Below are 25,514 nucleotides of genomic sequence, written 5' to 3'. Positions count from 1 at the left end.
GACGAGCCCCGCCGCCGGCGACTGCCGGGCGGCGGGGCTCGAGGCGGCGCGGCCGTGGCCCCGGCGCAGCGGCTGGGGTCAGTTGGTCTCGGACATCGGCTGGATCTCGACGGTGAAGTCCTGCCCGTCCTGCGTCCAGTCGTCGACATGCGCCTCGGTGATGGTGTCGTCGGCGCCCACCACGGGGAAGGCCCAGCCGAACACGCGCAGGTCGGCGGTGCAGGCCATCATCGGGTCGGACTCCTCCCACTCGAAGTCGATCTCGAGCATGCCGTCGTCGACCTCGATCGACTCGCCGGCGGGCTGGCAGTTGAGGCTGCCGCTGCCGGTGCCCAGCACGTGCACGAGCGTGCGGTCGGCGTCGGCCCAGACCACCAGCGGCTCACCGCCCGGGATGTCGTCGATGCTGTAGGCGGCGAGCGCGTCATCCTCGAGGCGGTACGGCGCCTCCGCCTCCGCGGTGGGCGACGGCTCCGAGGTCTGGGTGGGCTCCGGGGTGACGGTCTCGGTCACCGTCGGCACGGGCGTCTGCGAGTCGGGGGCCGGTGCGCTCTCCTCCGGCTCGCCTGCCGACGCGCAGCCGGCAAGGGCGACGATGCCGATGATCGCTATGGGCAGGATCCTTCGCATGACGTCCAACTCCTTCGGTGACGGCCCGTGCTGCTCACAGGAGATTCCGCGTCCGCCAACCGTGCACGACGGGGCTGGATGCGGCCTGGACGGATCATTGCAATTCGAGCACGTCGTCGGGCGCGACGGTGACGTCGAGGAAGGGACCGGCGTCGCTGGTGCCGGTGACCCGCACCTCGACCGGCAGGGTCGCCGAGACAGCCTCCGGCAGGGTGAACTGCCAGCCGTAGACCACGAAGTCGTCCGTGCAGGTCGTGCCCACGGCCGGCTCGAAGGTGACATCGATCACACCCGGCCCGCTCGAGACCGCGCCGACCGGCGTCGGCACGCACGCGGGAGTGCCGGAGTCGCCCAGCAGCACCGCGATCGTCCTGCCCGGCTCCACCCAGAGCGCCGACAGCGGTTCGCCGCCCGCGATCATCAGGTTGCTCTGCGCGCCGAGCTGGTCGGCGGGGATGACTTCGGGCGCGGGCGCCTCGCCCGCGTCGGGGATCTCGCTCGGCTGCGGGTCGGCGGTGGGGCCCGCGTCGAGCAGGTCGTCGGGGCCGAGCTCGACCTCGATGGTGACGTCCGCGTCGCTGGTGTTCACGAGCTCCACCGGCACGGTGGCCGAGGGGTCGATGGGCTCGGGCAGCACGAGCTCCCAGCCGTGCAGGCGGAAGTCCATGGTGCACATCGCCTCGGGGTTCGGCGGGTCGAAGCGCACCGTGATGGTCGGCCCGCTCGGGTCGAGGCCCGCGCCCTGCGGCTGCACGATGCACTCGCCACCGGCGCCCGATCCGCCCACAATCACCGCGAGCGACTCGCCCGGCGTCGCCCAGCGCACCGCGATCGCCGACTCCTGGATGCCGTCGAAGACGTCGAGGCCGGGCAGCCGCGCATCGTCGAGCGGCACAGGCTCGGCGCCCGGGGTCACCCCCGGCGCCATCGTCGCGCCAGGATCGGTGTCGCCGCTCGCGCAGCCGGCCACGAGCGCGGCCGCACCCACGAGCGCGACGGCCGCGAGCATCCGTGACCGCCTGGTCGTGCGGGTCGTGGTGCTGGGCATGCGTTCCTCCTTCGGAGCGCCACCGGCGCCCTCGCCGGTCGCGTCACCATCGTCGCAGGCGCCGCCGTGGGGCGCCTGCCGGTGCGCTCAGCATAGGCTCGACGCGTGAGCGAGAGCATCGAAGGAGCGGCGGCGGGAGACGCGGCCGGGCGCGCGGCGGAGGGCCGATCGAGCGCGGCGACGCTGCTGGGCGGCACCGAGATCCGCGCGCTGGCGGCCGAGCTCGACCTGACGCCCACCAAGCGCTGGGGGCAGAACTTCGTCGTCGACGCGAACACCGTGCGGCGCATCGTCAGGACGGCGGATGTGTCGGGCCTGGATGTCGTGGAGGTCGGGCCCGGTCTCGGCTCGCTCACGCTCGGCCTGACCGAGGTGGGCGCCAGGGTGGCGGCAGTCGAGATCGACCAGCGCCTCGCCGAGCTGCTGCCGCGCACCGTCGCGCGCAAGCAGCCGGATGCCCGGCTCGAGGTCGTGCACCACGATGCGCTCACGCTCGAGGAGCTGCCCTTCGCGCCGCAGGCCGTGGTGGCGAACCTGCCCTACAACGTCTCGGTGCCGGTGCTCATCCACCTGCTCGAGCGCTTCGAGACGATCGAGCGGGTGCTCGTGATGGTGCAGGCGGAGGTGGGCCACCGGCTCGCCGCGCGGCCGGGCTCGAAGACCTACGGCTCGCCCTCGGCGAAGGTCGCCTGGTGGGGGCCGTGGTCGCTCGAGGGCGACGTGTCGCGGCAGATCTTCTGGCCGGTGCCGAACGTCGACAGCGTGCTGGTGGGCTTCCGGCGCGGGCCCTCGATGGGCTCGGAGTCGCTGCGGCGGCGCACCTTCGCCGTGATCGACGGCGCCTTCGGGCAGCGGCGCAAGATGCTGCGGCAGGCGCTCTCGGGGCTCTACGGCTCGTCGGCCGCCGCCACCGAGGTGCTCGAGCGCGCCGGCGTCGACCCGACGCTGCGCGGCGAGGCGCTGTCGCTGCCCGACTTCATCCGCATCGCGGAGGCCGCATCCGCTGCCGAGACCGAGGAGCCCTGATGGTCGAGCGCATAGACAAGAGCACGAGCGCCGAGGCGCTGCTGGCCGCCACTGGGCGCACGCGAGAGGCATGGCGGGCGCTGCTTGAGCAGGCCGGTGCCCTCGAGTGGACGCACAAGGCGACCGCCGAGTGGCTCGTGAACGAGCAGGGCGTCGACGGCTGGTGGGCGCAGGGCATCACGGTCGACTTCGAGCAGACCCACAAGGGACGGCTGCCCGGGCAGCAGGCCGACGGCACCTTCGTGGTCTCCAAGACCCGCACTGTGCCGGGCGAGCGGCTCGATGCGCTCGCTGCGGTGCGAACGGCGATCGAGGCGCGGCACGGCGACGCGCACGGCGAAAACCTCGCCGCCTCCTACCCGGTCGTGCGGTGGCGCCTCGACGACGGCACCCGGCTGTCCGCAGCGGCACAGAAGCAGGGCAAGAGCGGCACCGGCATCAACCTGACGTTCGAGAAGCTGCCCGACCCCGCGGCGATGGCGCCCGCGGAAGAGGAGATCGCGGCGATCTTCGAGGCCGCCGCCGGCTGAGACGGCTCCCTTCCCTCTCGCGCAGCCGCTCCCGCACGAGATGGGTCACGAAATGCTGCGTCCCGCTGCGAGATCGAGCAGATCGTGACCCATCTCCGCGGCTCGGGCGGTCAGAGCCGCGCGTCCAGCTCGGCCACCAGGCGCTTCGGCGCCGTCACGCGGAAGCTCGCGTCGATGAGCTCGCCCATGCGCACCCAATCGGTCGCGCTCCCGAGGTCGACGGCAACCCATCCGTACGGCCCGAGGTAAGCGGGCGCGATGGCGCCCTCGCCCAGCATCGCCAGCCGCTCGTCGGGCTCGAGCAGCACGCTCAGCCGCGGCGGGTGCAGGCCCTCGTTGTGCTCGGCCTTCGTGGTGCCGCCGTAGTAGGCGAAGACCTTCTGCGTGAAGAACGCCGGCCGGCCGTGCGAGACCTTCTCGCTCGCGCCCGGCATCGCCAGCGCGATCGCGCGCACGCGTGCCAGCAGGGGGTCGTCGGCGTCGAACATGAGCGCATGCGCCATGCGGGTGCGCGGTAGCCCCCCGGCCGGCGCGAGCGATGCAGCGGTTGGGCGACCGTGCAGGAACGGCCGTCGACGGCCACTAGGTTTGAGGCGTGGGACGAGGCAGCGCGGTGCGGGCGAAAGCGCCCGGCAAGATCAACGTGCACCTCGGCGTGGGCGCGCTGCAGGACGACGGCTACCACGACGTCGCCACCGCGTACCAGGCCGTCAGCCTCTACGAGTTCGTGGAGGCGACCGAGGCGCCCGACTTCTCGGTGCGCTTCTCGGGACCGATCCCGCACGAGCACCTCTCGACCGGGGCCGACAACCTGGCGATCCGCGCGGCGATGGCGCTCGCGCGCCGCGGCCGCGTCACCAGCGGCGTGGCGCTCTCGATCGAGAAGCACGTGCCGATCGCCGGCGGCATGGGCGGCGGCTCGGCCGACGCGGCCGCGACGCTCGTGGCGTGCGACGAGCTGTGGGGGCTGCACCTGGGCCGGGAGGCGCTGCACGAGATCGCGCGCGAGCTGGGCGCCGACGTGCCCTTCGCGCTCGCCGGCGGCACCGCCATCGGCACCGGCCGCGGCGACCAGCTCTCGCCCGCGCTCGCGAAGGGGCAGTTCCACTGGGTGCTCGCCTACGCCGACGCGGGGCTCTCGACCCCCGACGTCTACCGGGCGCTCGACGAGCACCGGGCGCTGCACGCGGCCGACATCGCCCCCGCGCACGACGTGCCGACGGTGGATGCGCGGGTGCTGCAGGCGCTCCGGGCCGGCGATGCGGGCATGCTGGCCGAGTCGCTGCAGAACGACCTGCAGGCGCCCGCGCTGCGGCTCAAGCCGCGCCTCGCCGGCACGCTCGAGCTGGGGGAGCGCTCCGGCGCGCTCGCCGGCGTGATCTCCGGATCGGGACCGACCGTCGCGTTCCTGTGCGACTCGCTTGAGTCGGCGATCGAGCTGCAGATCAGCCTCTCGGCCGCGCAGCTGATGGCGGTGAAGGTGACCGGCCCCGTGCCCGGCGCCCGCCTGATCGACTGACGCGCCCGATTCTCAACGTGTCAGGTGGTGGTTCGCCGCACCCCATGCGCCGAACGACCACCTGAGACGTTGAGATCCTGGGCGTGCGGGATGATGGAGGCCATATGGCACATCTCCTGGGCGCCGAGCGCGTCGGCATCGCCTTCCCCACCCGCACCGTGTTCGAGTCGATCTCGCTCGGGCTCGAGGACGGCGACCGCATCGGCATCGTCGGCCGCAACGGCGACGGCAAGTCGACGCTGCTGCGCATGCTCGCCGGCCGACTCGAGCCCACCAGCGGCCGCGTCACCCGCCGGGGCGGCCTGCAGGTCGGCGTGCTCGACCAGCAGGACACGCTCGACCAGGACAGCACCATCGGCCACGCCATCGTCGGCGACCGGCCCGAGTATGAGTGGGCGGGCGACGCGCGCATCCGCGACCTGCTCGCCGGCCTGGTGGGTGACCTCGACTGGCACGCCCGCATCGGCGACCTCTCCGGCGGGCAGCGCCGCCGCGTGGCGCTCGCGCAGCTGCTGGCCGCCGACTGGGACGTGCTCTTCCTCGACGAGCCCACCAACCACCTCGACGTGCAGGGCATCGCCTGGCTCGCCGAGCACCTGAACAAGCGCTACGCGACCGGCCGCGGTGCGTTCGTCGCCGTCACGCACGACCGGTGGTTCCTGGATGCGGTGTGCACGGGCACGTGGGAGGTGCACGACGGGCAGGTGGAGCCGTTCGAGGGCGGCTACGCCGCATACATCCTGCAGCGCGTCGAGCGCGACCGCATGTCGGCCGCGACCGAGGCGAAGCGGCAGAACCTGATGAAGAAGGAGCTCGCGTGGTTGCGCCGCGGGGCGCCGGCGCGCACGGCGAAGCCGAAGTTCCGCATCGACGCCGCCAACCAGCTGATCGAGGACGAGCCGCCGGCGCGCGACCCGATCCAGCTCGCGCAGCTGGCCGCCACCCGGCTCGGCAAGGACGTCGTCGACATCGTCGACGCGAGCGTCGAGCTCGGCGGCCGCACCATCCTCGACGACGTCACCTGGCGCATCGCGCCCGGCGAGCGCGCGGGCATCCTGGGTCGCAACGGCGCCGGGAAGTCGACCCTGCTCGCCCTGATCGCGGGACGCATCCGCCCCACCACCGGCCGCGTGAAGACCGGCAAGACGGTGAAGATCGCCGAGCTCACGCAGGATCTCGCCGAGCTCACCGAGCACGAGAACGATCCCGTGCGCGTGGTCGTCAGCAGCCTGAAGTCGAGCTACCAGAGCGGCGGCAAGGAGCTCACGCCCGGCCAGCTGCTCGAGCGCCTCGGCTTCCGCAGCGGCGAGCTCTCGACCCCGGTGAAGGACCTCTCCGGCGGTCAGCGGCGCCGCCTGCAGCTGCTGCTGATCCTGCTCGACGAGCCCAACGTGCTGATCCTCGACGAGCCCACCAACGACCTCGACACCGACATGCTCGCCGCCATGGAGGACGTGCTCGACTCCTGGGCGGGCTGCCTCATCGTCGTCAGCCACGACCGCTACCTGATCGAGCGGGTCACCGACCACCAGTTCGCCATCGTCGACGGCGGGCTGCGCCACGTGCCGGGCGGGGTGGATGCGTACCTGGCGCTCTCGGGCACGGGCTCGGTCGCGGGCAAGGTCGGCCCGGCATCGCAGCAGCAGGACACGCGAGCGCAGGACTCCTCGGCGACGTCGGCGGACGCATCCGCACCCTCGGAGGGCGCGAAGCCGTCGGCGCTCACCGGCGCCGAGCGGCGCGCGCTCGAGAAGGAGGCCGCGAGCCTCGACCGCCGGCTCGAGAAGGCGACGAAGCAGCGCGCGACGCTGCTGCAGCGCTTCGAGACCGCCGACCACAGCGACTTCGACGCGCTCGCCGCGCTGCAGGCCGAGCTGGCAGCGGTCGACGAGCGCATCGGCGAGCTCGAGGAGGCGTGGCTCGAGACGCACGAGGGCCTCGAGGCCTGAGCGCGGCGCGCGCAGCGCGCGGCACGTCGGCGGCCGCGCAGCGGCTCCGATACCTTGGCGATGTGATTGCTTCGCTGCCGAACGCGACGAACCTTGACGCACGCCGCGTTGCGAAGCTTTTGAGCGCGCGCGCTGTCGACCCGAAGGTCATTAGCGAAATCGCTCAGGCGTTGCCTTCGGATGCCTTGGGCGTGATCCTGTACGGCAGTCAAGCTCGCGGAGACGCTTCCGAATCCTCGGATATCGATTTGCTCGTGGTCGCCAATCGGCACGCCGCGACAGTTGCCTGCGGCAGGGTCAATGTGTCGACGTACGACTTTTCTCAGCTTGAGTCCGCGGCCGGAACCATCTTTGGCATGCACCTGGCGCGCGACGGCGTGATCCTGCACGACGCGGGGCGCGTGAGATCGCTTATCAGCGGTTTCCATACCGTCGATTTGCCTCGACTTCGATCTCGACTGCGCTCGCTCGCAGGACTGCTCACCTTGCCAGACGACCAAGTGCTAGCACGGCTGCCCGCATTCGTGCGTCACGCCCGTTATGTGCTCCGTACGGCCAAGTACATGCAGGCTATAGAAGCGGGCGCTCCATGCTTTTCAGTCGCCGAGCTAGCCGTGCGAGATGCCGATCCGGCTCTCGCCGCGATGCTTTCATCGCATTCGGCGGTCCAGGGCCCTCCGACTCTGTCCGTGTTATCGGAGCTCGACAGGCGCATCCGCGAGATTCTTGAACCGGAGTCCCTGGGATACCAGTCCATCGCGGATCTGATCGTCGGTGAGTCTGTACATCGTCCGGAGTTGGCAGATGCAGCCATTCTTCTCCTTGCAACAGACTCGGATGGGCCATATACCGAGATTCCACGGGTGATTCTGTGACCGACGAAGCTGCCTTCGTCGGCGACATTCACGGCCGAGTGGATGTCCTGCAGGGGATGCTGACCCGTCTAGCCAACATTCCCGTCCCGCTCGTGTTCCTCGGCGACTATGTTGATCGGGGGCCGGACTCGAGCCGTGTCATAGACACTCTCATCGCCCTAGCGGCCGGCCGGCAGGCCGAGACGGTGTTCCTCCGGGGAAATCACGACGAGGCAATGCTGCGGGCAATGTCGGAGGACGATTCGATAGACAAGTTTCTGCGTATGGGAGGCGCGCCGACGATTTCTTCGTACATTGAGGGAGCGTCGCACGATGTCGTTGCGCACTTCCGGCGCGCTGTCCCCTCGACGCATCGAGCTTTCCTGTCAGCAACGCTGCCTAGTTGGACCAACGGTAGCGTTCTTGCCGTCCACGATGCGCGCACTGTGCCCCTTGGACGCTCGTTTCTGGTGGCAGGTCACTCGGCCAGGGTGGGCCTGGTGCCTACATTGGGTGCCAACTACGCACTTATCGATACTGGCTGCGGGACCCTCCCACGGGGGAGATTAACCTGCTTCAGATGGCCATCGAAAGAGTGGTTCCAGTCAAGTTCCGAGGCTTGACCTACGACTGTTGGCGATGGCCGAGGCGAGGGGCGCGTTGCCGCTGGCATTTGCCACTTCCTCGGCGGTCTCAAAGCTCCGCAACGCGCTGACCTGGTCTCCGAGGCGTGCGAACCTCTCAGCTTGCAGACGCAGGCCAGTGGCGCGGCCTATAGCGCTGCCCGACCGCTCGCTTTGGCGGATCGTCTCCTCGATTGCTGCTTGCTCTGCGTCTCCGTCCCCCAAGTTGGCGTAAGCACGCGCTAACAAGCCGCTCGCAATGCTGATCCCGTTGGAGTTGCCGAGCTCCTTATTGATCTCGAGAGATCGATCAAGCTTCTCCACCGCTTCGTCGGCACGCCCGACTTGAACCAGCGCGTCTCCCCACCCGCTCAGGCAGCGTGCCATCTCGACAGGATCGTCCTCGAGCTCCGCGGCCGCCGACTCGAAGTTCGCCGCAGCGATCTCCGGCTGTGAGTTCTTGAGGGCAAGCCAGCCCAAGTGCAGTGAAGTCATCAGTGCATGGCGTGGGTCGCCCGCGATTCGTCGAGCGTCGCCGGCTCGTTCGTAAGCGGCGCGCGCTTCGTCGAGATGAGAGATGTGTGCGAGCGAATGGCCGAGATTGTCGAGTGCGTAGGTGAGCTGCTCCGTCACGTCATGCGGGGACGACTCCGCTAGACGGATCGCCTCCTCCAGGGCTGCGATGGACCGCTCGATGTCTCCTTGGGATCGCGCAATCACGCCAATGTTAGCCATGGCGCTCACCAACGCCGAGTCTTCGTCAGAGCTTCGGTCGCGCCGGGCCGACAGCGCTGCGACTGCATGCTTGTTCTGTTCTGTCGCATCTTCTAGCAACCCCCTACGCCGCGCGAAGCGGGCGGACGCCACGAGCGCCGCAGGGTCACCATCCTCGGCGGCCTGGGCGAAGAGGATTTCTGCTCGAACCGTGGCGCCCTGCGTCTCGGCCTCGAGAGCCGCCTCGAGGGGATCCACCGACGCGCGTTCGAAGTCGGCGAATGATCCCGGCATGTCGATCACCATGGGTGACCTTGCGCTCAGGGTGCCAGACCATTCACGCAGGCTGCGATGCACCCTGAGCGCAAGGTTCTCATCAGTGTCGAAGGTCGAGTAAAGAATCTTCTGACTCTCCTGCAGCCGCTGTTTGAATGCCAGGACCTTCTTTAGTTCATCGCCTGGATCACGAAGTAGTTCAGGGGCAATAGTTCGAAAATAGACGTGGATGTCACGCATGTCGCTGTTTACTGCCGCAAGCAGATCTAACGCGTAATAGAACTCCTCTTCTGTGCCGGAGCTAAACTTCGACTCGCCCGGTGGCGTCCCCCACCTTTCTCCCAGCACTACCAACATGAAGTCGCAAGGCTCGATCAATCGATTGATCAGGGTCTGGGCGCGGCCAACTCCCGGGGGCGTTTCTTCCCACCCTCTGTCGATGAAGATCACACCTTCACGCATGGCGTCCGAGCGGTTGAATATGCGGAGCGCTTGGCGCACGGCGTCCCGTTCGGGGTCGAGCCCTGAAGGTGATGCGATGAAGACCTGACGTCCTTGGAGCTCGATCGGCATAGTCGGAGGCTAGCCGAACGCGTAGATCTTCGGCATGAGTATCGAACCAATTGCGCCGCCCAAAGCCACGTCACACTTACTTCTATCAAATCGCAGCCTCGCGATCGGGACTGCTTAGGCCCCAGGCGACTCGGATACAGTGGCGGGAGCCGCGCCGGAGCGGTGCAGCGAAATCGCGGAGCAGCACGAAGGGAGCGCCCATGTCAGAGCAGACGATCCTCGTCGTCGACGACGATCCCGCGCTCGCCGAGATGATCGGCATCGTGCTCGCGGGCGAGGGCTACGCGCTCGAGTACTGCGCCGACGGGTCGGATGCGCTCGACCGGTTCCACGAGGTGCGTCCCGATCTGGTGCTGCTCGATCTGATGCTGCCGGGCAAGGACGGCATCCAGATCTGCACCGAGATCCGCGCCGAGTCGGGCGTGCCCATCATCATGCTGACCGCGAAGGGCGACCCGACCGACATCGTGCTCGGCCTGGAGTCCGGCGCGGACGACTACGTCGTCAAGCCCTTCAACCCGAAGGAGCTGGTCGCCCGCGTGCGCACCCGGCTGCGCCCGCAGCGCGCCGCCGACACCGGCACCCTGAAGGCGGCCGACCTCGAGATCGACGTCGAGGGGCACCGGGTGAGCCGCGCAGGCGAGACCATCGCGCTGACGCCGCTGGAGTTCGAGCTGCTCGTCACGCTCGCCTCCAAGCCCAGCCAGGTGTTCACGCGCGAGATGCTGCTCGAGCAGGTCTGGGGCTACCACTACAAGGCCGACACGCGGCTGGTGAACGTGCACGTGCAGCGGCTGCGCTCCAAGGTCGAGCGCGACGTCGACAACCCCGTGGTCGTGACGACCGTGCGCGGGGTCGGCTACCGCGCCGGCGCCCCGCTGGGCTGAGCCGCCCGTGGCCGCACGACGCCTCACGATGTGGGAGCGCGCCATCGGCGTGTTCCGGCGATCGCTGCAGGCGCGCGTGGTCGCGGCCAGCATGGCGCTCTCGACGCTCGCGCTGGTGGGCGTGTTCGGCTACATGTCGGCCTCGGTCGGCCAGAACCTCTTCGAGACCCGCCGCGACGACGCGCTGGTCGAGGCGGTGCAGGCCTCCGGCGAGATGCAGCAGATCTTCAACGAGGCCGTCACCCAGAACCTCACGAGCGGCGAGGTGGATGCGCTGCAGGACACCGCGCTGCAGGCGATCTCCGGCATCATCTCCAGCCGCTCCACCACCGAGTACGCGATGCTGCGCTCGAACGGGCAGGCAGAGACGCTGCTGCAGATGAACGACGTGCAGTCGCAGGCCTTCGAGGCCGATCTGCTGACGTTCGATCTGCGCCGGGCGGTCGCCGATGCGCCCGAGAGCCCCTTCTACCAATCGGTGCGCATCGCCACGCCCACCGGCGACCAGCCCGGGCTGATCGTCGGCACCGCGGTGGACGTGCCGCTCACCGGCCAGTACGAGCTGTACCTGATGACGAGCCTGCAGTCGACGCAGGAGACGCTCGACTTCATGCAGCTGACGATGATGCTCGGTGGCCTCGCGCTCATCGCGCTCATCGGCATGATCACCTGGATGGTCGCGCGCCTGATCGTGGGCCCGGTGCAGACCGCCGCCGAGTCGAGCGCGCGCATCGCGGCGGGCGAGCTCGACGTGCGCATCCCGGTGCGGGGCGACGACGAGCTGGCGAAGCTCGGCCGCTCGTTCAACGACATGGCCGACTCGATCTCGCGCCAGATCAACGAGCTCGCGACCCTCTCCACCGTGCAGCAGCGCTTCGTCTCCGACGTCTCGCACGAGCTGCGCACCCCGCTCACCACCATCCGGCTGGCCGGCGACGTGCTGTACGACCGGCGCACGTCCTTCGACCCGGTCACCAGCCGCACGGTCGAGCTGCTCTACACGCAGATCGAGCGCTTCGAGCAGCTGCTCGCCGACCTGCTCGAGCTCAGCCGCTTCGACGCCGGCGCCTCGCAGCTCGAGATCGAGCCGACCAACCTGGTGCGCCTCGCCGAGCGCGAGATCGAGGCGGTGCAGCCGCTGGCCGCCGAGCGCGGCACCGAGCTGCGGCTGGTGGCGCCCGGCGGGCACTTCGAGGCAGAGGTCGACCCGCGCCGCATCCGCCGCATCCTGCAGAACCTGCTCGGCAACGCCATCGACCACGGCGAGGGCAAGCCGGTGGTGGTGATCGTCGATTCGTCGACGGATGCGGCGGGCATCGCCGTGCGCGATCACGGCGTGGGGATGTCGGAGGAGGAGGCACAGCGGGTGTTCGACCGCTTCTGGCGCGCCGACCCCTCGCGGCAGCGCCGCACCGGCGGATCCGGGCTGGGGCTCTCGATCAGCCGTGACGACGCGGCGCTGCACGGGGGCTGGATCGACATCTGGTCGAAGCCCGGCGAGGGCACCCAGTTCCGGCTCACGCTGCCGCGCGCCGGCGCCACGGCGGTCGCCTCGCCCATCGAGCTGGTGCCCGACGACACGCAGCCGCTGGCGCTGCCGGTGGCGATGCCGCCGGACGGCTCGACGCCCGAGCCGGCGCGCGAGCCCGACAGCGACGGGACGGCGCTGTTCGATCCCGCCGTCTCGACCACGACCGTCTCCACCGACACCGGAGGGAACGAGGTCAGCCCCACCGACTCCGGTATCACCAGCACCGACACGACCGCGACCGAGGAGGCCGACCGATGAAACGCATCCTGATCGCACTCGTGGCCGTGCTGGGACTGGTCGGATGCGTCGCCATCCCCGACGCCGGACCGGTCGTGCAGGGGCAGGTGGACACCGACCAGCAGAGCAACGACCTGCTCTTCCTGCCGCCGGGCCCGGAGGAGGGCGCCACGCAGGAGGAGATCATCCTCGGCTTCCTCACGGCCGCCATCAACCCGAGCGACGACTTCGAGGTCGCCCGCGAGTACCTGTCGGGTCTCGCCGCCGCGACCTGGAATCCCAACGCCCGCGTGATCGTGCGCTCTGGCGTGCAGCCAGAGATCTCGCTGAGCGGCGAGACGGAGACCGAGGCGAGCGCCGTCGTCTCGGCGCTGTCCGAGCTCGACGCCGGGGGAGCGCTGCGGCTGACCGGCGGCGACCGCATGCTGGAGTTCGCGCTCGCGCAGATCGAGGGCGAGTGGCGCATCGTCGAGGCGCCGGAGGGCATCGTGCTCTCCGCCTATTACTTCGACCAGCTCTTCCGCGCGCACACGCTCTCCTGGGTCACCCCCGACGGCACGCGCGCCGTGCCGGAGGTGCGCTGGTTCGAGCGCACCGCCAGCACGCTGAAGGAGCGCATCGTCGACGCCCTGCTGCGCGGGCCCTCTGCCTGGCTGGCGCCGGCGGTGACCACGTATGCCGCGCCGGACGCCGCGCTCGTCGGGCCGCCGCGCATCACCGGCACCACCATGACCGTCACGCTCGGCGCCGTGCAGCTCGAGCAGCTTCCCTCTGCCAGCCTGGTGCCGCTCGCGGCGCAGCTGGCGCGGTCGCTGCAGGATGTCGGCGTGCGCGAGGTGCGGGTGGAGGTGGAGGGGATCAGCGGCTTCATCTCGAGCACCGAGGCGGAACCGGTCGACCAGGGCAGCGTCGACCAGCGCCCGCTGGTGCTCGAGGGCGACGAGCTGCGCTCGGTCGGTGGCGGCACGTCGATGATCGACGACGTCGGGCCGACGCTGGCCGAGATCGGGGCGACGAGCTTCACCGTCGGTGCCGCAGGCGGCATCGCCAGCACGGGCACCGCCGCGACCTGGATCGTGCCCGGCGCAGACCCCGTGGTGGTCTCCACGGCTGTCGGGGCCGTGCCGACCGTGGACGACAGCGGCTGGGTGCTGCTGCAGGAGCGCGGCGCGGCGCAGCGACTGGTCGCGTGGCGCGATGGCGAGCGCGTCGAGCTCGCGCTGCCGCCGGGCTCGAACGAGATCGCCGCGATGGAGCTCTCGCGCGATGGCACGCGGCTGGCGGTCGTCACCTCCGACGGCAGCACCAGCGCGGTCTGGGTGCTCGCGGTCGTGCGCGACGTCGACGGCAGACCCGTCAGCCTCGGCGAGCCCTACCCGATGCCCGGCGTCGAGGGCGCCGGCACCGACATCACCTGGGTCAGCCCGACGCAGGTCGCGGTGCTCGCCACCGACGACGACGCCGCGCAGATCGCGGTGCTCACCATCGGCGGCGTCTCCGAGCAGCTGCCCACCCCGAACGGCCCCGTGCGTGCGATCGTCGGCGGCAGCGAGGGCACCGCGACCCTGCGCGCCCTGGGTGCCGAGGGCTCGCTGCTGTCGCTGCGCGATCGCGTGTGGAGCCCGGCGAACGGCCTCGACCCGATCCAGCTGATGGTCACGCAGCAGTAGCCGCACGACTCTCCACAGGTGTGGTGCGCGCGCGAGCGAGCCCGCGCATCCGCACGCCATCCTTGCCCGCATGGATTCGACCGCCCGTGCACCGACGAGCGCCCGTGCACCGACGAGCGCCACGCGGCTGGCGGCCGCGCTGCGCGAGGCGGCGAGCGTGCTCTGGCCGGTCGAGTGCGCGGGCTGCGGCGCGCTCGACATCGCCGTCTGCCCGGCCTGCCGGGACCAGCTGCTCGCGGGACTCGTGCGGGAGCGGTTCGAAGGCATGCCGCTCGTGGCGGCCGCCGAGTACGCGGGGTCGGTGCGCGCTCTGATCGGTTCGCTCAAGGAGCACGGCGGCCGAGCCGAGGCGCGTGCCCTCGGCGCGGGGCTGGCGCTCGCACTCGCGGCGCTGCCGCCGGCCGAGGCGGTGCTTGTGCCGTCGGGTCGCGAGGGGATGCGTCGGCGCGGCTTCGACCCGGTCGTGCTCGTCGCGCGCGCGGCCGGGCTGCGCACCGCGGCACTGCGCCGCGCTCCTGCGGGGCGGGGGAGCGGCGCCCAGAAGGAGCGCACGATCGAGGAGCGGGCGCGCGCCGCGCGGGGGTCGCTCGTGCTCCCGCAGCGGGCCGCGCGGGCGCTCGCGGGACTGCCGGTGGTGGTCGTCGACGACATCGTCACGAGCGGCGCGACGGTGCGCGAAGCGGTGCGCGCGCTGCGCGTCGCGGGCTGCGAACCGGTCGGGATCGCGGCCGTCGCGAGGACGCCCAGGCGACTCCCGGGATGACTGGCGAAACGCATGGCTGCCGGGGGTAGAGTGTCGGCACGCAAGTCGGCACAGCAGCCGCTGGCGCCGACGCCGAACATTACGGGAGGCCACGATGGAGATCACATTCGGCGCAAAGGGCGCTGACATCACAGACCGGTTCCGTGCGTACGCCGAGGAGAAGCTCGCGAAGGTCACGCAGCTGCTTCCCCGAGCCACCGCTCTCGATGTCAAGCTCACCCGGCACGCGGTGCCTCATACCTCGGTCGCAGGTGGCCGGGTGGAGATCACCGTGCACGGCCCGGGCTCCATCATCCGCGCCGAATCCGATGGGCCCGACAAGTACATGGCCTTCGACTCCGCCTACCACCGCGTCATGGAGCGCGCGCGTCGCGTGCACGACAAGCGCACCGACCACGGCGGCCGCAAGCGCACCCCGCTGCACGAGGCGGTCGCGACGGGCTTCCAGCAGGTCGACATCACGCCCGCCGACCCGGCCGTCGTCGACGCGGTGCGCACCGGATCCATCCCTACCGTCGAGGCCGAGCAGCAGGAGACCGACTGGTCGCCGGTGGTCATCCGCCAGAAGCGCTTCCCCTCCAAGCGCATGAGCGTGCGGGATGCGGTCGACCAGATGGAGCTGGTCGGTCACCCCTTCTACCTCTTCGTCGACGACGCCAGCGGTGAGTGCGCGGTCGTCTACCGGCGCAAGGGCTGGTCCTACGGCGTCATCACGCTCGACGACCAGGCCTCCGAGGCAGCCGCCGCCGACACCGAGCGCGCTGCGTCCTGATCGGCACCCAGAGGCGTCCCGGAGCCTTCCGGGGCGCCTCTGGCCTGTGCCTTGTTAGGATGGGCAGTCGGTTACCGAACCGGTCTCTTCCTCCCGGCGCCCCCACCCGGGCGCTCTGACCCCAGAACACGGAAGGCATCCCACCGTGGCCAATATCTTCGAGAACATGCTGCGTGCCGGCGAGGGCCGGCTGCGCCGTCGGCTGGAGCGCATCGCCAAGGACGTCACCGCGCTCGAGGATGCCTTCGAAGAGCTGACCGACGAGGAGCTGGCGGGCGAGACCGACGAGTTCCGCAAGCGCTACGCCGACGGCGAGCCGCTCGACGCGCTGCTGCCCGAGGCCTTCGCGGCCGTGCGCGAGGCGGCCAAGCGCACGCTCGGCATGCGCCCGTACGAGGTGCAGGTGATGGGCGCCGCGGCCCTCCACCTCGGCAACATCGCCGAGATGAAGACCGGTGAGGGCAAGACGCTGGTGGCCCCGATCGCCGCATACCTCAACGCCATCCCCGGCAACGGCGTGCACGTCGTCACTGTCAACGACTACCTGGCGAGCTACCAGTCGGAGCTCATGGGCCGGGTCTTCCGCGCGCTCGGCATGACCACCGGCTGCATCCTCGCCGGCCAGACCCCCGAGGTGCGGCGCGAGCAGTACGCCGCCGACGTCACCTACGGCACGAACAACGAGTTCGGCTTCGACTACCTGCGCGACAACATGGCGCACTCGCGCGAGGCGATGGTGCAGCGCGGCCACGGCTTCGCGATCGTGGACGAGGTCGACTCGATCCTCATCGACGAGGCCCGCACCCCGCTCATCATCTCCGGCCCCGCGGCCGGCGAGGCCAACCGCTGGTTCGGTGAGTTCGCCCGCATCGCGAAGAAGCTGCGACCCGAGATCGACTACGAGGTCGACGAGAAGAAGCGCACCGTCGGCGTGCTCGAGCCCGGCATCGAGCGGGTCGAGGACCTGCTGGGCATCGACAGCCTCTACGAGTCGGCGAACACCCCGCTGATCTCCTTCCTCAACACCGCGCTCAAGGCGAAGGCGCTGTTCAAGCGCGACTCCGACTACGTGGTCATGAACGGCGAGGTGCTGATCGTCGACGAGCACACCGGCCGCATCATGCAGGGCCGCCGCTTCAACGAGGGCATCCACCAGGCGATCGAGGCGAAGGAAGGGGTGCAGATCAAGGCCGAGAACCAGACGGTCGCGACGGTCACCCTGCAGAACTACTTCCGTCTCTACGAGAAGCTCGCCGGCATGACCGGCACCGCCGACACCGAGGCGGCCGAGTTCATGTCGACCTACAAGCTCGGCGTCGTCCCGATCCCGACGAACAAGCCGCTCGTGCGCATCGACCAGTCCGACCTCGTCTACGCGACGGTGGAGGGCAAGTTCAAGCACGTGGTCGAGGACATCGCCGAGCGGCACGAGAAGGGCCAGCCGGTGCTGGTCGGCACCACGAGCGTCGAGAAGAGCGAGTACCTCTCGACGCAGCTGTCGAAGCTCGGCATCAAGCACGAGGTGCTGAACGCCAAGAACCACGCCCGTGAGGCCGCGATCATCGCGCAGGCCGGTGGGCTCGGCGCGGTCACCGTCGCCACCAACATGGCGGGCCGAGGCACCGACATCATGCTGGGCGGCAACGCCGAGCACCTCGCCGTCACCAAGATGCAGGAGCTGGGCCTGAGCCCCTCCGAGACCCCGGAGGAGTACGAGGAGCGCTGGGACGAGGTCTTCGCCGAGGTCAAGGAGGAGGTCGCCGCCGAGGCCGCGAAGGTGCTCGAGGCCGGCGGGCTCTACGTGCTCGGCACCGAGCGCCACGAGTCGCGCCGCATCGACAACCAGCTGCGCGGCCGCTCCGGCCGCCAGGGCGACCCGGGCGAGAGCCGCTTCTACCTGTCGATGCAGGACGACCTGCTGCGGCTGTTCGGCGGCTCCGTCGCCCAGCGGTTCCTGGCAGCGGATGCGGATGAGGACGAGATCCCGCTGGAGTCGAAGATCTTCTCCCGCACCATCCGCTCCGCGCAGGCGCAGATCGAGGGCCGCAACGCCGAGATGCGCAAGAACGTGCTCAAGTACGACGACGTGATGAACCGCCAGCGCGAGGCGATCTACTCCGACCGTCGTCACATCCTCGACGGCGACGACCTCGACACCCGCGTGCAGGGCTTCCTCGAGGGCACGATCCGCGCCGTCGTCGACGAGCACGCCGTCGGCAACGACAGCGACGACTGGAACCTCGAGTCGCTCTGGAACGACGCCAAGCAGATCTTCCCGGTCAGCATCACCATCGACGAGGTGGTCGCCGAGGCGCAGCCGCGCCTGACCGCCGACTTCGTCTACGAGCAGCTGCTCTCGGATGCCCGCATCGCCTACGCGAAGCGCGAGGAGGAGCTCGGCTCGCCCGCCATGCGGCTGCTCGAGCGACGCGTCGTGCTCTCGGTCATCGACCGCAAGTGGCGCGACCACCTGTACGAGATGGACTATCTGCGCGAGGGCATCGGCCTGCGCAGCATGGCCCAGCGCGACCCGGTGGTGGAGTACCAGAACGAGGGCTTCGCGCTCTACCAGCAGATGATGTCGGCGATCCGCGAGGAGTCGGTGACGTTCCTGTTCAACCTCGACGTCAAGGTGCAGCAGGGCACGACGGCCGCTGCGCCCGCCATCGAGGGCGGCGGGCTGGAGGAGACCGAGGCCGACACCTCGAACCTCACCTACTCGGCGCCGGACGAGGACGGCGAGGCCTCGGTGCACGACGCCAAGGGCAAGGAGCTCGGCGCCGCGACCGGCAAGGCGCGCGCCAAGAGCGGCAACCCCGCGGTGGCGGCGAAGGCCCAGGCGGGCGCGGCCGGTGGCAACCGGCAGCAGCGCCGCGCAGCGACCAAGCAGGCGGCCGCCAAGCCGAAGCAGGTCGGCGCCTTCGGCCAGGCGAAGGACGACCCGGAGGACTGACGCGGCTCAGCCGCCGAGCGACTGTAGGCCGTTCCAGGCGGTGACGCCCAGCGGCGGTCCGTAGGCGCCGGTCGCGCCGCCGTTGGAGTAGACCGCGGTGATCGTGCCGGCGCCGGTGGCCGCATCGAGGTTGGAGACCCAGCCCGAGCCCGAGGCGCCGTCGCCCATCTCGCAGTCGGCGCCGTAGTTGGGGTCGTCGCCGGCGCCGTAGCCGACGTCGTCCTCGGCGCAGTACCGCAGCACCTCGGCGTCGAAGTCGTCGTTGCCCGGGTAGCCGGCGATCACCACGCCGTTCGTCTCCGCCGTGAAGCTCACGCCCTGACCGCCCACCGCGTCCTCGAGCGTCTGGCCCTGCTGCGGCGCGAAGCGGATCAGCCCGAAGTCGAAGCCCATCCAGCCGTTGTCGTCGGCGCCGTCGAGCCAGCGCGTGTTCGCATCGAGGTACTGCTGCGGCACCCAGAGCTCCTCGGCCTCCCAGGTGCCGAACGGCGCGTCGCCGCGCTCGTAGCCGGGGCTGAAGGTGATGCGGTCGTAGTAGTCGCGCGTGTCGTCATCCCAGACGCAGTGCGCCGCCGTGAGCACGACCAGGCCGGTCGCGCTGTTGATGACCGTGCCGCTGCAGGTGTACTCCGCCTCTTCGCTCTCGAGCACCAGGCGCCCGACGGTGGTGAGCAGCAGGTCGCCCCCCGCACGGTGCGGCTGGCCCGCGTAGAGCTCGTCACCGGCATCGCTGGTCGGCAGCGCGATGCCGGGGGCGACAGCAGGCGTGCCGCGGGTCGGCGCCAGCACCATGTCGTACGCGGCGTCGGGGAAGTAGCCGTCGCCCGTCCGGCCGGGCTCACCCGCATAGAGCTCGCCGGAGTCCGCAGCGGTCTCGTCGCTCGTGGTGATCGGCTCGTCGGGCTCGACCCGCTCTGCGGCCGAGCCGGCCGGGTCGTCCTGCGGCGCGGGGGTCGGCTGCCACGATCTGGCCGGCTGCGGCACCGGCGTGCTGGGCGGCTGCTGCGCTGCCGGTGACTGCTGCGGCGCGGTGGGCAGCGGCGGCGGCAGGATGCAGCCGGTCACCGTGAGCACGGCGGCCGCCGCGGTGAGTACGGCTGCTGTTCGGAGGTGGCGCATGGTGGTCACCACGCTAGGGCGGCGCACCGGGGGAAGGCTGGGAGGCTAGGCCGGCGGATCCAGCGCGACGAGCAGGATGCCCGTCCAGTGGCAGGCGAACGCGAGCACGGTGCAGACGTGGAAGATCTCGTGGAAGCCGAAGTGGCCGGGGAAGGGGTTGGGCTTCTTCAGCCCGTAGAAGACGGCGCCGACCGTGTAGGCCAGGCCGCCGGCGATCGTCAGAGCCGCGGTGGCGGCGTTCGCCGCCCAGATCTGGCCCATGAAGGCGACCGCCGCCCAGCCCAGCGCCAGATAGATGGGCACGTAGAGCCAGCGCGGCGCACCCAGCCAGAAGACCCGGAAGGCGATGCCCAGCAGCGCGCCGCCCCAGATCACGGCCAGCAGGATCCAGTCGGTGGGGGAGGGCAGCGTCAGCATCGCGATCGGCGTGTAGCTGCCGGCGATCAGGAGGAAGATGTTGGCGTGGTCGAGCCGCTTGAGCACGACGCGCGTGCGCTCCTGCCAGCGGAAGCGGTGGTAGACGGCGGAGATGCCGAACAGCAGCACGCCCGAGAGCGCGAACACCGCGGTCGTCCAGGTGGCGACGGGGCCGTCGGCCAGCACCACCAGGACGATGCCGAGCACGAGGGCGAGCGGCGCGGTCGCGGCGTGGATCCAGCCGCGCCAGGTGGGCTTCTGCTCGATGGCCGCCTCGGCGATCGCGTCGCCGGCGGCCTCGATGAAGGGCAGGTGGGCGTCTGCCGGGTCGCTCATGGCTCGCATGATGACAGCGTACGGCGTACGCAGTGACCGGATGCGCATGCATCCGTCGTGCGGGCGGGTAGATTCAGCGGATGCGACTGCGAAGCGCCCCGGGCTCACCGCTCGTCTACCGCTACTACGAGCGACGGCTGCGACGCGACCTCGAGCGGGCGCCCGTGCCGCGGCACATCGCCATGATCATCGACGGCAACAGGCGCTGGGCGCGCGAGCAGAATCTGGCCACCGCCGGGCACGGCCACCGCGCGGGCGCCGCGAAGCTGCGCGAGTTCGTCGACTGGTGCGCCTCGATCGGCGTCGAGGTCGTCACCCTCTACCTGCTCTCGCGCGACAACCTCAGCGGCCGCGCGACGGAGGAGCTCGGCGAGCTGTGCGAGATCATCGCGGAGCTCGCCGACGACCTGTCTCGGCAGCCGGGCCGACGCATCCGCCACGTCGGTGACATGAAGGGACTGCCGGAGCCGCTCGTCGGTGCGCTGCAGGCCGCCGTCGACCGCAGCGCGCAGCACGACGGCATCCACGTGAACCTCGCCGTCGGCTACGGCGGCCGGCACGAGCTGGTCGAGGCGGTGCGGCGCATCCTCGCCAGCGCGGGCGAGGTCAGCCACGAGGAGCTCGCCGAGCGGCTCACGCCCGAGCTGATCGCGGAGCACCTCTCGACCGCCGGCCAGCCCGACCCGGACCTGGTGATCCGCACCTCTGGCGAGCAGCGGCTGAGCGACTTCATGCTGTGGCAGAGCGCCCACAGCGAGTTCTACTTCGTCGAGGCGCTCGGGCCAGACCTGCGCGAGGTCGACTTCCTGCGTGCCGTGCGCGCGTACGGGCTGCGGGAGCGCCGCTACGGGAAGTGACGACGCCCAGGGGTGCCGACGGACGCCGACCCGAACCTTCAAGGTGTCCTTGAGGTGAACAGAATGGGCGCATCCGTGTGTCTGCGTCGCCCGCGTGGGCGGCGACCGTAGATTCGGCCATGTCGGGCAGCTTCGCCCGACGAGCGAGCGGCCATCGTGTCTGCGAGCACCACGGGAGGCGACGGCCGCGTGATCCGACCCTAGGTCGGAAGGGAGCGCCTCGTGCCTGAACTCGCCACCACCCCCGCAGCCGAAGTCTTCGAGGTCGACGACGTCGAGACCCGCCAGCGCACGTACGTGCTCGACACCAGCGTGCTGCTGTCGGACCCGGGGGCGATCCACCGCTTCGCCGAGCACCAGGTGGTGATCCCGGTGATCGTCATCGCCGAGCTCGAGAAGAAGCGGCACGACCCCGAGATCGGCTACTTCGCGCGCAAGGCGCTGCGAAACCTCGACGACCTGCGCACCGCGCACGAGCGGCTGGACTTCCCGGTGCCGACCGACGGCGGCGGGAGCCTGCGGGTCGAGCTGAACCACACGAACCAGCAGGTGCTGCCCAGCGGCCTGCAGCTGGGCGACAACGATTCGCGCATCCTCGCCGTCGCATCCAATCTGGCTGGCGATGGCCTCGACGTCTGCGTCGTGTCGAAGGACATGCCGATGCGCGTGAAGGCCGCCTCCATCGGCCTGGCCGCCGAGGAGTACCTGGCCGAGCAGGCGGTCGACTCGGGCTGGACGGGCATGGCCGAGATCGCGCTCTCCGGCGAGCAGATCAACGCGCTCTACGAGGACGAGCGCATCGAGACGGCCGCAGTCAAGGACCTGGCGCTCAACACCGGCCTCGTGATCTCCTCCGAGCGCGGCTCGGCGCTCGGACGCGTGACGCGGCCCGGCGAGATCTCGCTCGTGCGCGGCGACCGCGAGGTGTTCGGCGTGCACGGCCGCTCTGCCGAGCAGCGCCTCGCGATCGACCTGCTGCTCGACAACGAGGTGGGCATCGTCTCGCTCGGCGGCTCGGCAGGCACCGGCAAGTCGGCGCTCGCGCTCGCGGCGGGCCTCGAGGCCGTGCTCGAGCGGCGCCTGCACAAGAAGGTCATCGTCTTCCGCCCCCTCTACGCCGTCGGCGGCCAGGAGCTCGGCTATCTGCCCGGCGACAAGGACGAGAAGATGAACCCCTGGGGCCAGGCGATCTACGACACCCTCGGCGCACTGGTGGGCGACAACGTGCTCGACGAGGTCGCCGACCGCGGCATGCTCGAGGTGCTGCCGCTGACGCACATCCGCGGCCGCTCCCTGCACGACGCCTTCGTGATCGTCGACGAGGCGCAGTCGCTCGAGCGCAACGTGCTGCTGACGGTGCTCTCGCGCATCGGCCAGAACTCGCGCGTGGTGCTCACGCACGACGTCGCGCAGCGCGACAATCTGCGCGTCGGCCGGCACGACGGCGTCGCGAGCGTCATCGAGACGCTCAAGGGCGAAGACCTCTTCGGCCACATCACGCTGATGCGTTCGGAGCGCTCGCGCATCGCCGCGCTGGTGACGAGCCTGCTGGAGGGGTGAGCGTTCGCTGCGCCGCGCAGCGCACGGGCGCGATGGCGCCGCACGGCGCTGCGCACGACCGCGGCGGTGCGGCGCAGCGCAGTGGACCTGTTCGAGATTCCGGGACCCCGCAGATCGGGACTCACGATCTCGAACGGGTCCAGCTCATGCGGCAGACGGCGGTCGACGGTGGGTGGCTGCCGGTAGCGTGAGCGCATGCTCGAGCTGACGAAGGCCGAGGCGAGACGGATGCGTCTGGTCGCGCAGGGGCTGGCGCGCGGCGGCCGGGCGGGCGGTGCCGCGGGCTCCGCGGCCGGCCGCACATCCAGCGGTGGCGCTTCGGCCACGGCCGGTCGCACGCCCGTCGAGGTCGTGCGCCGCATGGTCGCGATGCAGGGGCAGGATCTGCGGCAGGTGCTCCGCGCGATCGCGATCCGCTCGGCGGCGGGCACGGCGGTCGCCGACGTGCGCGCCGCCTTCGACCGCGGCGAGCTCGTGCGCTCGTGGGCGATGCGCGGCACCCTGTTCGTCTCGACGCCGCAGGATCTCGCGGTGCTGCATGGCGCCGTCGCAGAGCGGATGCGGCGGCAGGAGTGGCGAATGTGCACCGAGCGCGGCATCGACGAGGCCACCGCCGCGCGTGCCGCGGCGGTCGCTACCGCAGCGCTGGCTGCCGGGCCGATGCGGCGCTCCGACCTGCTCGCGGCCTGGCAGGCGGCCGGCATCGAGACCGGCGGCGGCAACGGCTATCACCTGCTGGCCTTGCTCGCCTACGACGAGCTGGTGCGGTTCGGGCCGTTCGCTGCGACCGGTGCGGGCGATCGCGAGCAGCTGCTCGTCGGTGGCGCCGCCCCCGCGGTCACGGCTCCGCAGGCCGCGCTCGACGAGGCGCTGGTGCGCTTCGCGATCGCGCGCGGGCCCGTCGCGGCCGACGACGCCGCCTGGTGGCTGGGCACCGGCAGGGTGGCGGTGCGGGCCTCGCTCCAACGAGCGGTCGCCGCCGGCAGGCTCGCGGAGGCCGAGGTCGCGGGCGAACGGATGGTGCTGGAGCCCGGCTCCCAGCCCGCGCGCACGACCGGGGTGACGCTCGCGCCGGGCTTCGACGAGTGGTTCCTGGGCTACCGGGACCGCTCGTTCACGGCAAGCCCCGCCGCGCTCGCGGCGATCCTGCCCGGCCGCAACGGCGTCTTCCGGCCGATGGTGCTGGTGGACGGCCGGACGGTCGGTTCGTGGCGGATCCCCATCGCGAAGGGCGTTCCGGCGGGGGAGCCGCGGCTCGAGCTCGCCGAGGCGCTGCCGGCCGCACGGCAGCGGCAGATCGAGCGCGCGCTCGCGCGCTGGCCGCACGCATGACGAGCGTCAGGACTGCAGCTGACCCCGCCAGATGCTCTCGCCGCTGTGCGTCGGGTCACCGTCGAACGGCTCGACCGAGACGTCGACGATCGGGAACCGGCCGATGTCCACACCCTCGGGCAGCACGTACTCCTGGGTGCCTGCGTCGAGGATGCCGACGTTGATCATGCCCTGCACGTCGGTGTCGATGAGCCAGACATCGAAGTAGCCGTCGGCGGCGGGCAGCGCGCCGGTGTCGAGCACCAGCACCTGACGACCGTCGCGCTCGACCACTTCCGCGCTCGCCGGTGCGAGGCCGCCGGTCAGCGGCTCCAGCGGAGCGGCCGCGACGACCGTCCCCGGGTTCGTGCGGTTCGCAAGGACGCCGACCCCGAGCGCGACACCGCCGACGACGACTGCAGTGGCGACGCACGCGAGCGCCAGCGCACCCGCGCTGAAGCGCCGAATGCCGCGTGCCCGTCGAGCGCGCCGCGGAGCGACGTGATCGTTCGCCCGGCTGTCGTCGCGGAGCGGCACCGCGGCACCGGTGATGGCGTCGTCTGCGTCACCGGAGGTCCGAATCCCGGCCATCGTCTCGGGCTCGGCGATCTCCGCGGCGATCCGCGTCCAGAGGCCCGCCGGCAGCGGCTCAGGGCTCACCGCCGCTGCACGCAGATGCCCGACCTCGGCGCGCAGTGTCGCAAGCTCGGCGCGGCAGACGTCGCAGGCGTCGAGATGCGCATCGTGCTCGGCGGCATCGAGAGCGAGCTCGGCGAGCCGCTCAGGCGAGATGTGCGTCATGAGCTCCCTCCCATCGGTCTCTGAGTCTTCGGAGCGAACGGGACAAATGGCTCTTGACCGTCCCCACCGGCATCTGCAGCGTGTCGGCGATGACGGCCGTGGGCTGGTCCTCGAGCACGGCCATCCGCACGATCGTGCCCTGCGGCTCGCCCAGGGAGGCGAGCGCCTCTTCGACGGCGATCGCCTCTGCGACCGCGACGGGCACGTCATCCGTGCCCTCGGTCTCGAGCTGCTCGAACAGCGCCTCGGGGGCGACGGTGCGCTCGCGCTGCACCGCGGAGGAGCGGCAGTGGTCGGCGATCCGTCGACGGGCGATGCGCACGAGCCACGCGCCCAGCGGACCGGCGTCGGGGTCGTAGGCGTCGCGGGACCGCCACGCTGAGACGAAGGTGCGCTGCACGACGTCCTCCGCATCCGACCGGCTCATCGCGCGCAGCGCCAGGGCGAGCACCAGGCCACCCCAGCGCTCGTACGCGAGGCGGAGACCATCCTCGGCCGGGCCATCGGCGAAGACGCGGGCGATCATCGCCTCGTGCTCCTCATCGCTCCGCACCCCGC

The 25,514-nt window shown here is 70.8% G+C and carries 23 protein-coding genes; 15 read left to right on the top strand and 8 right to left on the bottom strand.

The window, feature by feature from the left end; translation table 11 throughout:
* Window positions 1-78 precede the first annotated feature (78 nt).
* Together BM288_RS01775 and BM288_RS01770 are read right to left on the bottom strand one after the other, a co-directional pair.
* On the bottom strand, window positions 79-630 hold the full coding sequence (locus BM288_RS01775) for a hypothetical protein (protein ID WP_092915278.1): 552 nt from the start codon (window positions 628-630) through the stop codon (window positions 79-81).
* 94 nt (window positions 631-724) lie between these two features.
* Complete coding sequence (locus BM288_RS01770) at window positions 725-1,678, bottom strand: hypothetical protein (RefSeq protein WP_143102975.1); 954 nt, start codon at window positions 1,676-1,678, stop codon at window positions 725-727.
* Between the two features lie 183 nt (window positions 1,679-1,861).
* Here BM288_RS01770 and rsmA point away from each other — a divergent pair, with 183 nt between their 5' ends.
* Together rsmA and BM288_RS01760 are read left to right on the top strand one after the other, a co-directional pair.
* Entirely contained in the window at window positions 1,862-2,704 is an 843-nt protein-coding gene (gene rsmA / locus BM288_RS01765; protein ID WP_318255322.1) for a 16S rRNA (adenine(1518)-N(6)/adenine(1519)-N(6))-dimethyltransferase RsmA, read from the top strand.
* Window positions 2,704-3,234: a hypothetical protein gene (locus tag BM288_RS01760; protein WP_092915274.1), complete on the top strand. Its 531-nt coding sequence runs from the start codon at window positions 2,704-2,706 to the stop codon at window positions 3,232-3,234. Before rsmA ends, BM288_RS01760 begins: the two co-directional genes overlap by 1 nt.
* 110 nt (window positions 3,235-3,344) lie before the next feature.
* Here BM288_RS01760 and BM288_RS01755 read toward each other — a convergent pair whose 3' ends face one another.
* On the bottom strand, window positions 3,345-3,737 hold the full coding sequence (locus BM288_RS01755) for an MmcQ/YjbR family DNA-binding protein (protein ID WP_092915272.1): 393 nt from the start codon (window positions 3,735-3,737) through the stop codon (window positions 3,345-3,347).
* A 92-nt stretch (window positions 3,738-3,829) separates the two neighbouring features.
* Between BM288_RS01755 and BM288_RS01750 the strand changes: the two genes are divergently transcribed.
* From BM288_RS01750 to BM288_RS14720, 4 genes are all read left to right on the top strand, one after another.
* Window positions 3,830-4,753, top strand: coding sequence for a 4-(cytidine 5'-diphospho)-2-C-methyl-D-erythritol kinase (locus tag BM288_RS01750; RefSeq protein WP_092915270.1), 924 nt, complete (start codon window positions 3,830-3,832; stop codon window positions 4,751-4,753).
* Window positions 4,754-4,857: 104 nt separating this feature from the next.
* Window positions 4,858-6,702: an ABC-F family ATP-binding cassette domain-containing protein gene (locus tag BM288_RS01745; protein ID WP_092915268.1), complete on the top strand. Its 1,845-nt coding sequence runs from the start codon at window positions 4,858-4,860 to the stop codon at window positions 6,700-6,702.
* A gap of 62 nt (window positions 6,703-6,764) precedes the next feature.
* Window positions 6,765-7,577, top strand: coding sequence for a nucleotidyltransferase domain-containing protein (locus BM288_RS01740; RefSeq protein ID WP_177220201.1), 813 nt, complete (start codon window positions 6,765-6,767; stop codon window positions 7,575-7,577).
* On the top strand, window positions 7,574-8,179 hold the full coding sequence (locus BM288_RS14720) for a metallophosphoesterase (RefSeq protein WP_092915264.1): 606 nt from the start codon (window positions 7,574-7,576) through the stop codon (window positions 8,177-8,179). Before BM288_RS01740 ends, BM288_RS14720 begins: the two co-directional genes overlap by 4 nt.
* Here the strand turns inward: BM288_RS14720 and BM288_RS01730 are convergent.
* Window positions 8,162-9,742: a DUF4062 domain-containing protein gene (locus tag BM288_RS01730; protein ID WP_092915262.1), complete on the bottom strand. Its 1,581-nt coding sequence runs from the start codon at window positions 9,740-9,742 to the stop codon at window positions 8,162-8,164. The two genes, BM288_RS14720 and BM288_RS01730, sit on opposite strands and share 18 nt — an antisense overlap.
* 200 nt (window positions 9,743-9,942) lie before the next feature.
* Here BM288_RS01730 and mtrA point away from each other — a divergent pair, with 200 nt between their 5' ends.
* From mtrA to secA, 6 genes are all read left to right on the top strand, one after another.
* A complete protein-coding gene (mtrA, locus tag BM288_RS01725; protein ID WP_092915260.1) occupies window positions 9,943-10,629 on the top strand; it encodes an MtrAB system response regulator MtrA in 687 nt (228 codons plus the stop codon).
* A gap of 7 nt (window positions 10,630-10,636) precedes the next feature.
* Window positions 10,637-12,418 (top strand): MtrAB system histidine kinase MtrB, encoded by a 1,782-nt coding sequence (gene mtrB, locus BM288_RS01720; RefSeq protein WP_318255274.1) that lies wholly within the window; start codon window positions 10,637-10,639, stop codon window positions 12,416-12,418.
* Window positions 12,415-14,067: an LpqB family beta-propeller domain-containing protein gene (locus BM288_RS01715; RefSeq protein WP_092915258.1), complete on the top strand. Its 1,653-nt coding sequence runs from the start codon at window positions 12,415-12,417 to the stop codon at window positions 14,065-14,067. Before mtrB ends, BM288_RS01715 begins: the two co-directional genes overlap by 4 nt.
* A gap of 70 nt (window positions 14,068-14,137) precedes the next feature.
* Window positions 14,138-14,830, top strand: a complete 693-nt coding sequence (locus BM288_RS01710; protein WP_092915256.1) for a ComF family protein — start codon at window positions 14,138-14,140, stop codon at window positions 14,828-14,830.
* 94 nt (window positions 14,831-14,924) lie between these two features.
* Entirely contained in the window at window positions 14,925-15,602 is a 678-nt protein-coding gene (hpf, locus tag BM288_RS01705) for a ribosome hibernation-promoting factor, HPF/YfiA family (RefSeq protein ID WP_092915254.1), read from the top strand.
* Between the two features lie 145 nt (window positions 15,603-15,747).
* On the top strand, window positions 15,748-18,555 hold the full coding sequence (gene secA, locus BM288_RS01700) for a preprotein translocase subunit SecA (RefSeq protein ID WP_092915252.1): 2,808 nt from the start codon (window positions 15,748-15,750) through the stop codon (window positions 18,553-18,555).
* 6 nt (window positions 18,556-18,561) lie between these two features.
* On the opposite strand, the gene BM288_RS01695 is transcribed toward secA, so the two are convergent.
* Both BM288_RS01695 and trhA read right to left on the bottom strand, forming a co-directional pair.
* On the bottom strand, window positions 18,562-19,674 hold the full coding sequence (locus BM288_RS01695; protein WP_143102974.1) for a trypsin-like serine peptidase: 1,113 nt from the start codon (window positions 19,672-19,674) through the stop codon (window positions 18,562-18,564).
* Between the two features lie 45 nt (window positions 19,675-19,719).
* Entirely contained in the window at window positions 19,720-20,436 is a 717-nt protein-coding gene (gene trhA / locus BM288_RS01690) for a PAQR family membrane homeostasis protein TrhA (RefSeq protein WP_092915248.1), read from the bottom strand.
* A 71-nt stretch (window positions 20,437-20,507) separates the two neighbouring features.
* Here trhA and uppS point away from each other — a divergent pair, with 71 nt between their 5' ends.
* The 3 genes from uppS (at window position 20,508) to BM288_RS01675 (ending at window position 24,176) form a co-directional block, all read left to right on the top strand.
* Window positions 20,508-21,284, top strand: coding sequence for a polyprenyl diphosphate synthase (uppS, locus tag BM288_RS01685; RefSeq protein ID WP_092915246.1), 777 nt, complete (start codon window positions 20,508-20,510; stop codon window positions 21,282-21,284).
* Between the two features lie 222 nt (window positions 21,285-21,506).
* Window positions 21,507-22,844 (top strand): PhoH family protein, encoded by a 1,338-nt coding sequence (locus tag BM288_RS01680; RefSeq protein ID WP_318255273.1) that lies wholly within the window; start codon window positions 21,507-21,509, stop codon window positions 22,842-22,844.
* Window positions 22,845-23,039: 195 nt separating this feature from the next.
* The gene (locus tag BM288_RS01675) at window positions 23,040-24,176 is read left to right on the top strand and encodes a DNA glycosylase AlkZ-like family protein (protein ID WP_092915244.1); all 1,137 of its coding nucleotides are present in this window, start codon (window positions 23,040-23,042) and stop codon (window positions 24,174-24,176) included.
* A gap of 6 nt (window positions 24,177-24,182) precedes the next feature.
* Here BM288_RS01675 and BM288_RS01670 read toward each other — a convergent pair whose 3' ends face one another.
* Together BM288_RS01670 and BM288_RS01665 are read right to left on the bottom strand one after the other, a co-directional pair.
* Window positions 24,183-24,956 (bottom strand): anti-sigma factor, encoded by a 774-nt coding sequence (locus tag BM288_RS01670; protein WP_092915242.1) that lies wholly within the window; start codon window positions 24,954-24,956, stop codon window positions 24,183-24,185.
* Window positions 24,937-25,509 carry an RNA polymerase sigma factor gene (locus tag BM288_RS01665; RefSeq protein ID WP_092915240.1) on the bottom strand — a complete coding sequence of 191 codons (573 nt, stop codon included), beginning with the start codon at window positions 25,507-25,509 and terminating at the stop codon, window positions 24,937-24,939. The genes BM288_RS01670 and BM288_RS01665 overlap by 20 nt, the downstream gene beginning before the upstream one ends.
* Window positions 25,510-25,514 lie beyond the last annotated feature (5 nt).

This window comes from Agrococcus baldri, from assembly GCA_900114805.1.
Classification (GTDB): domain Bacteria; phylum Actinomycetota; class Actinomycetes; order Actinomycetales; family Microbacteriaceae; genus Agrococcus; species Agrococcus baldri.
The sequence above is the reverse complement of the archived record's forward strand: the minus strand, read 5'-3'. Positions and strand labels throughout refer to the sequence as shown.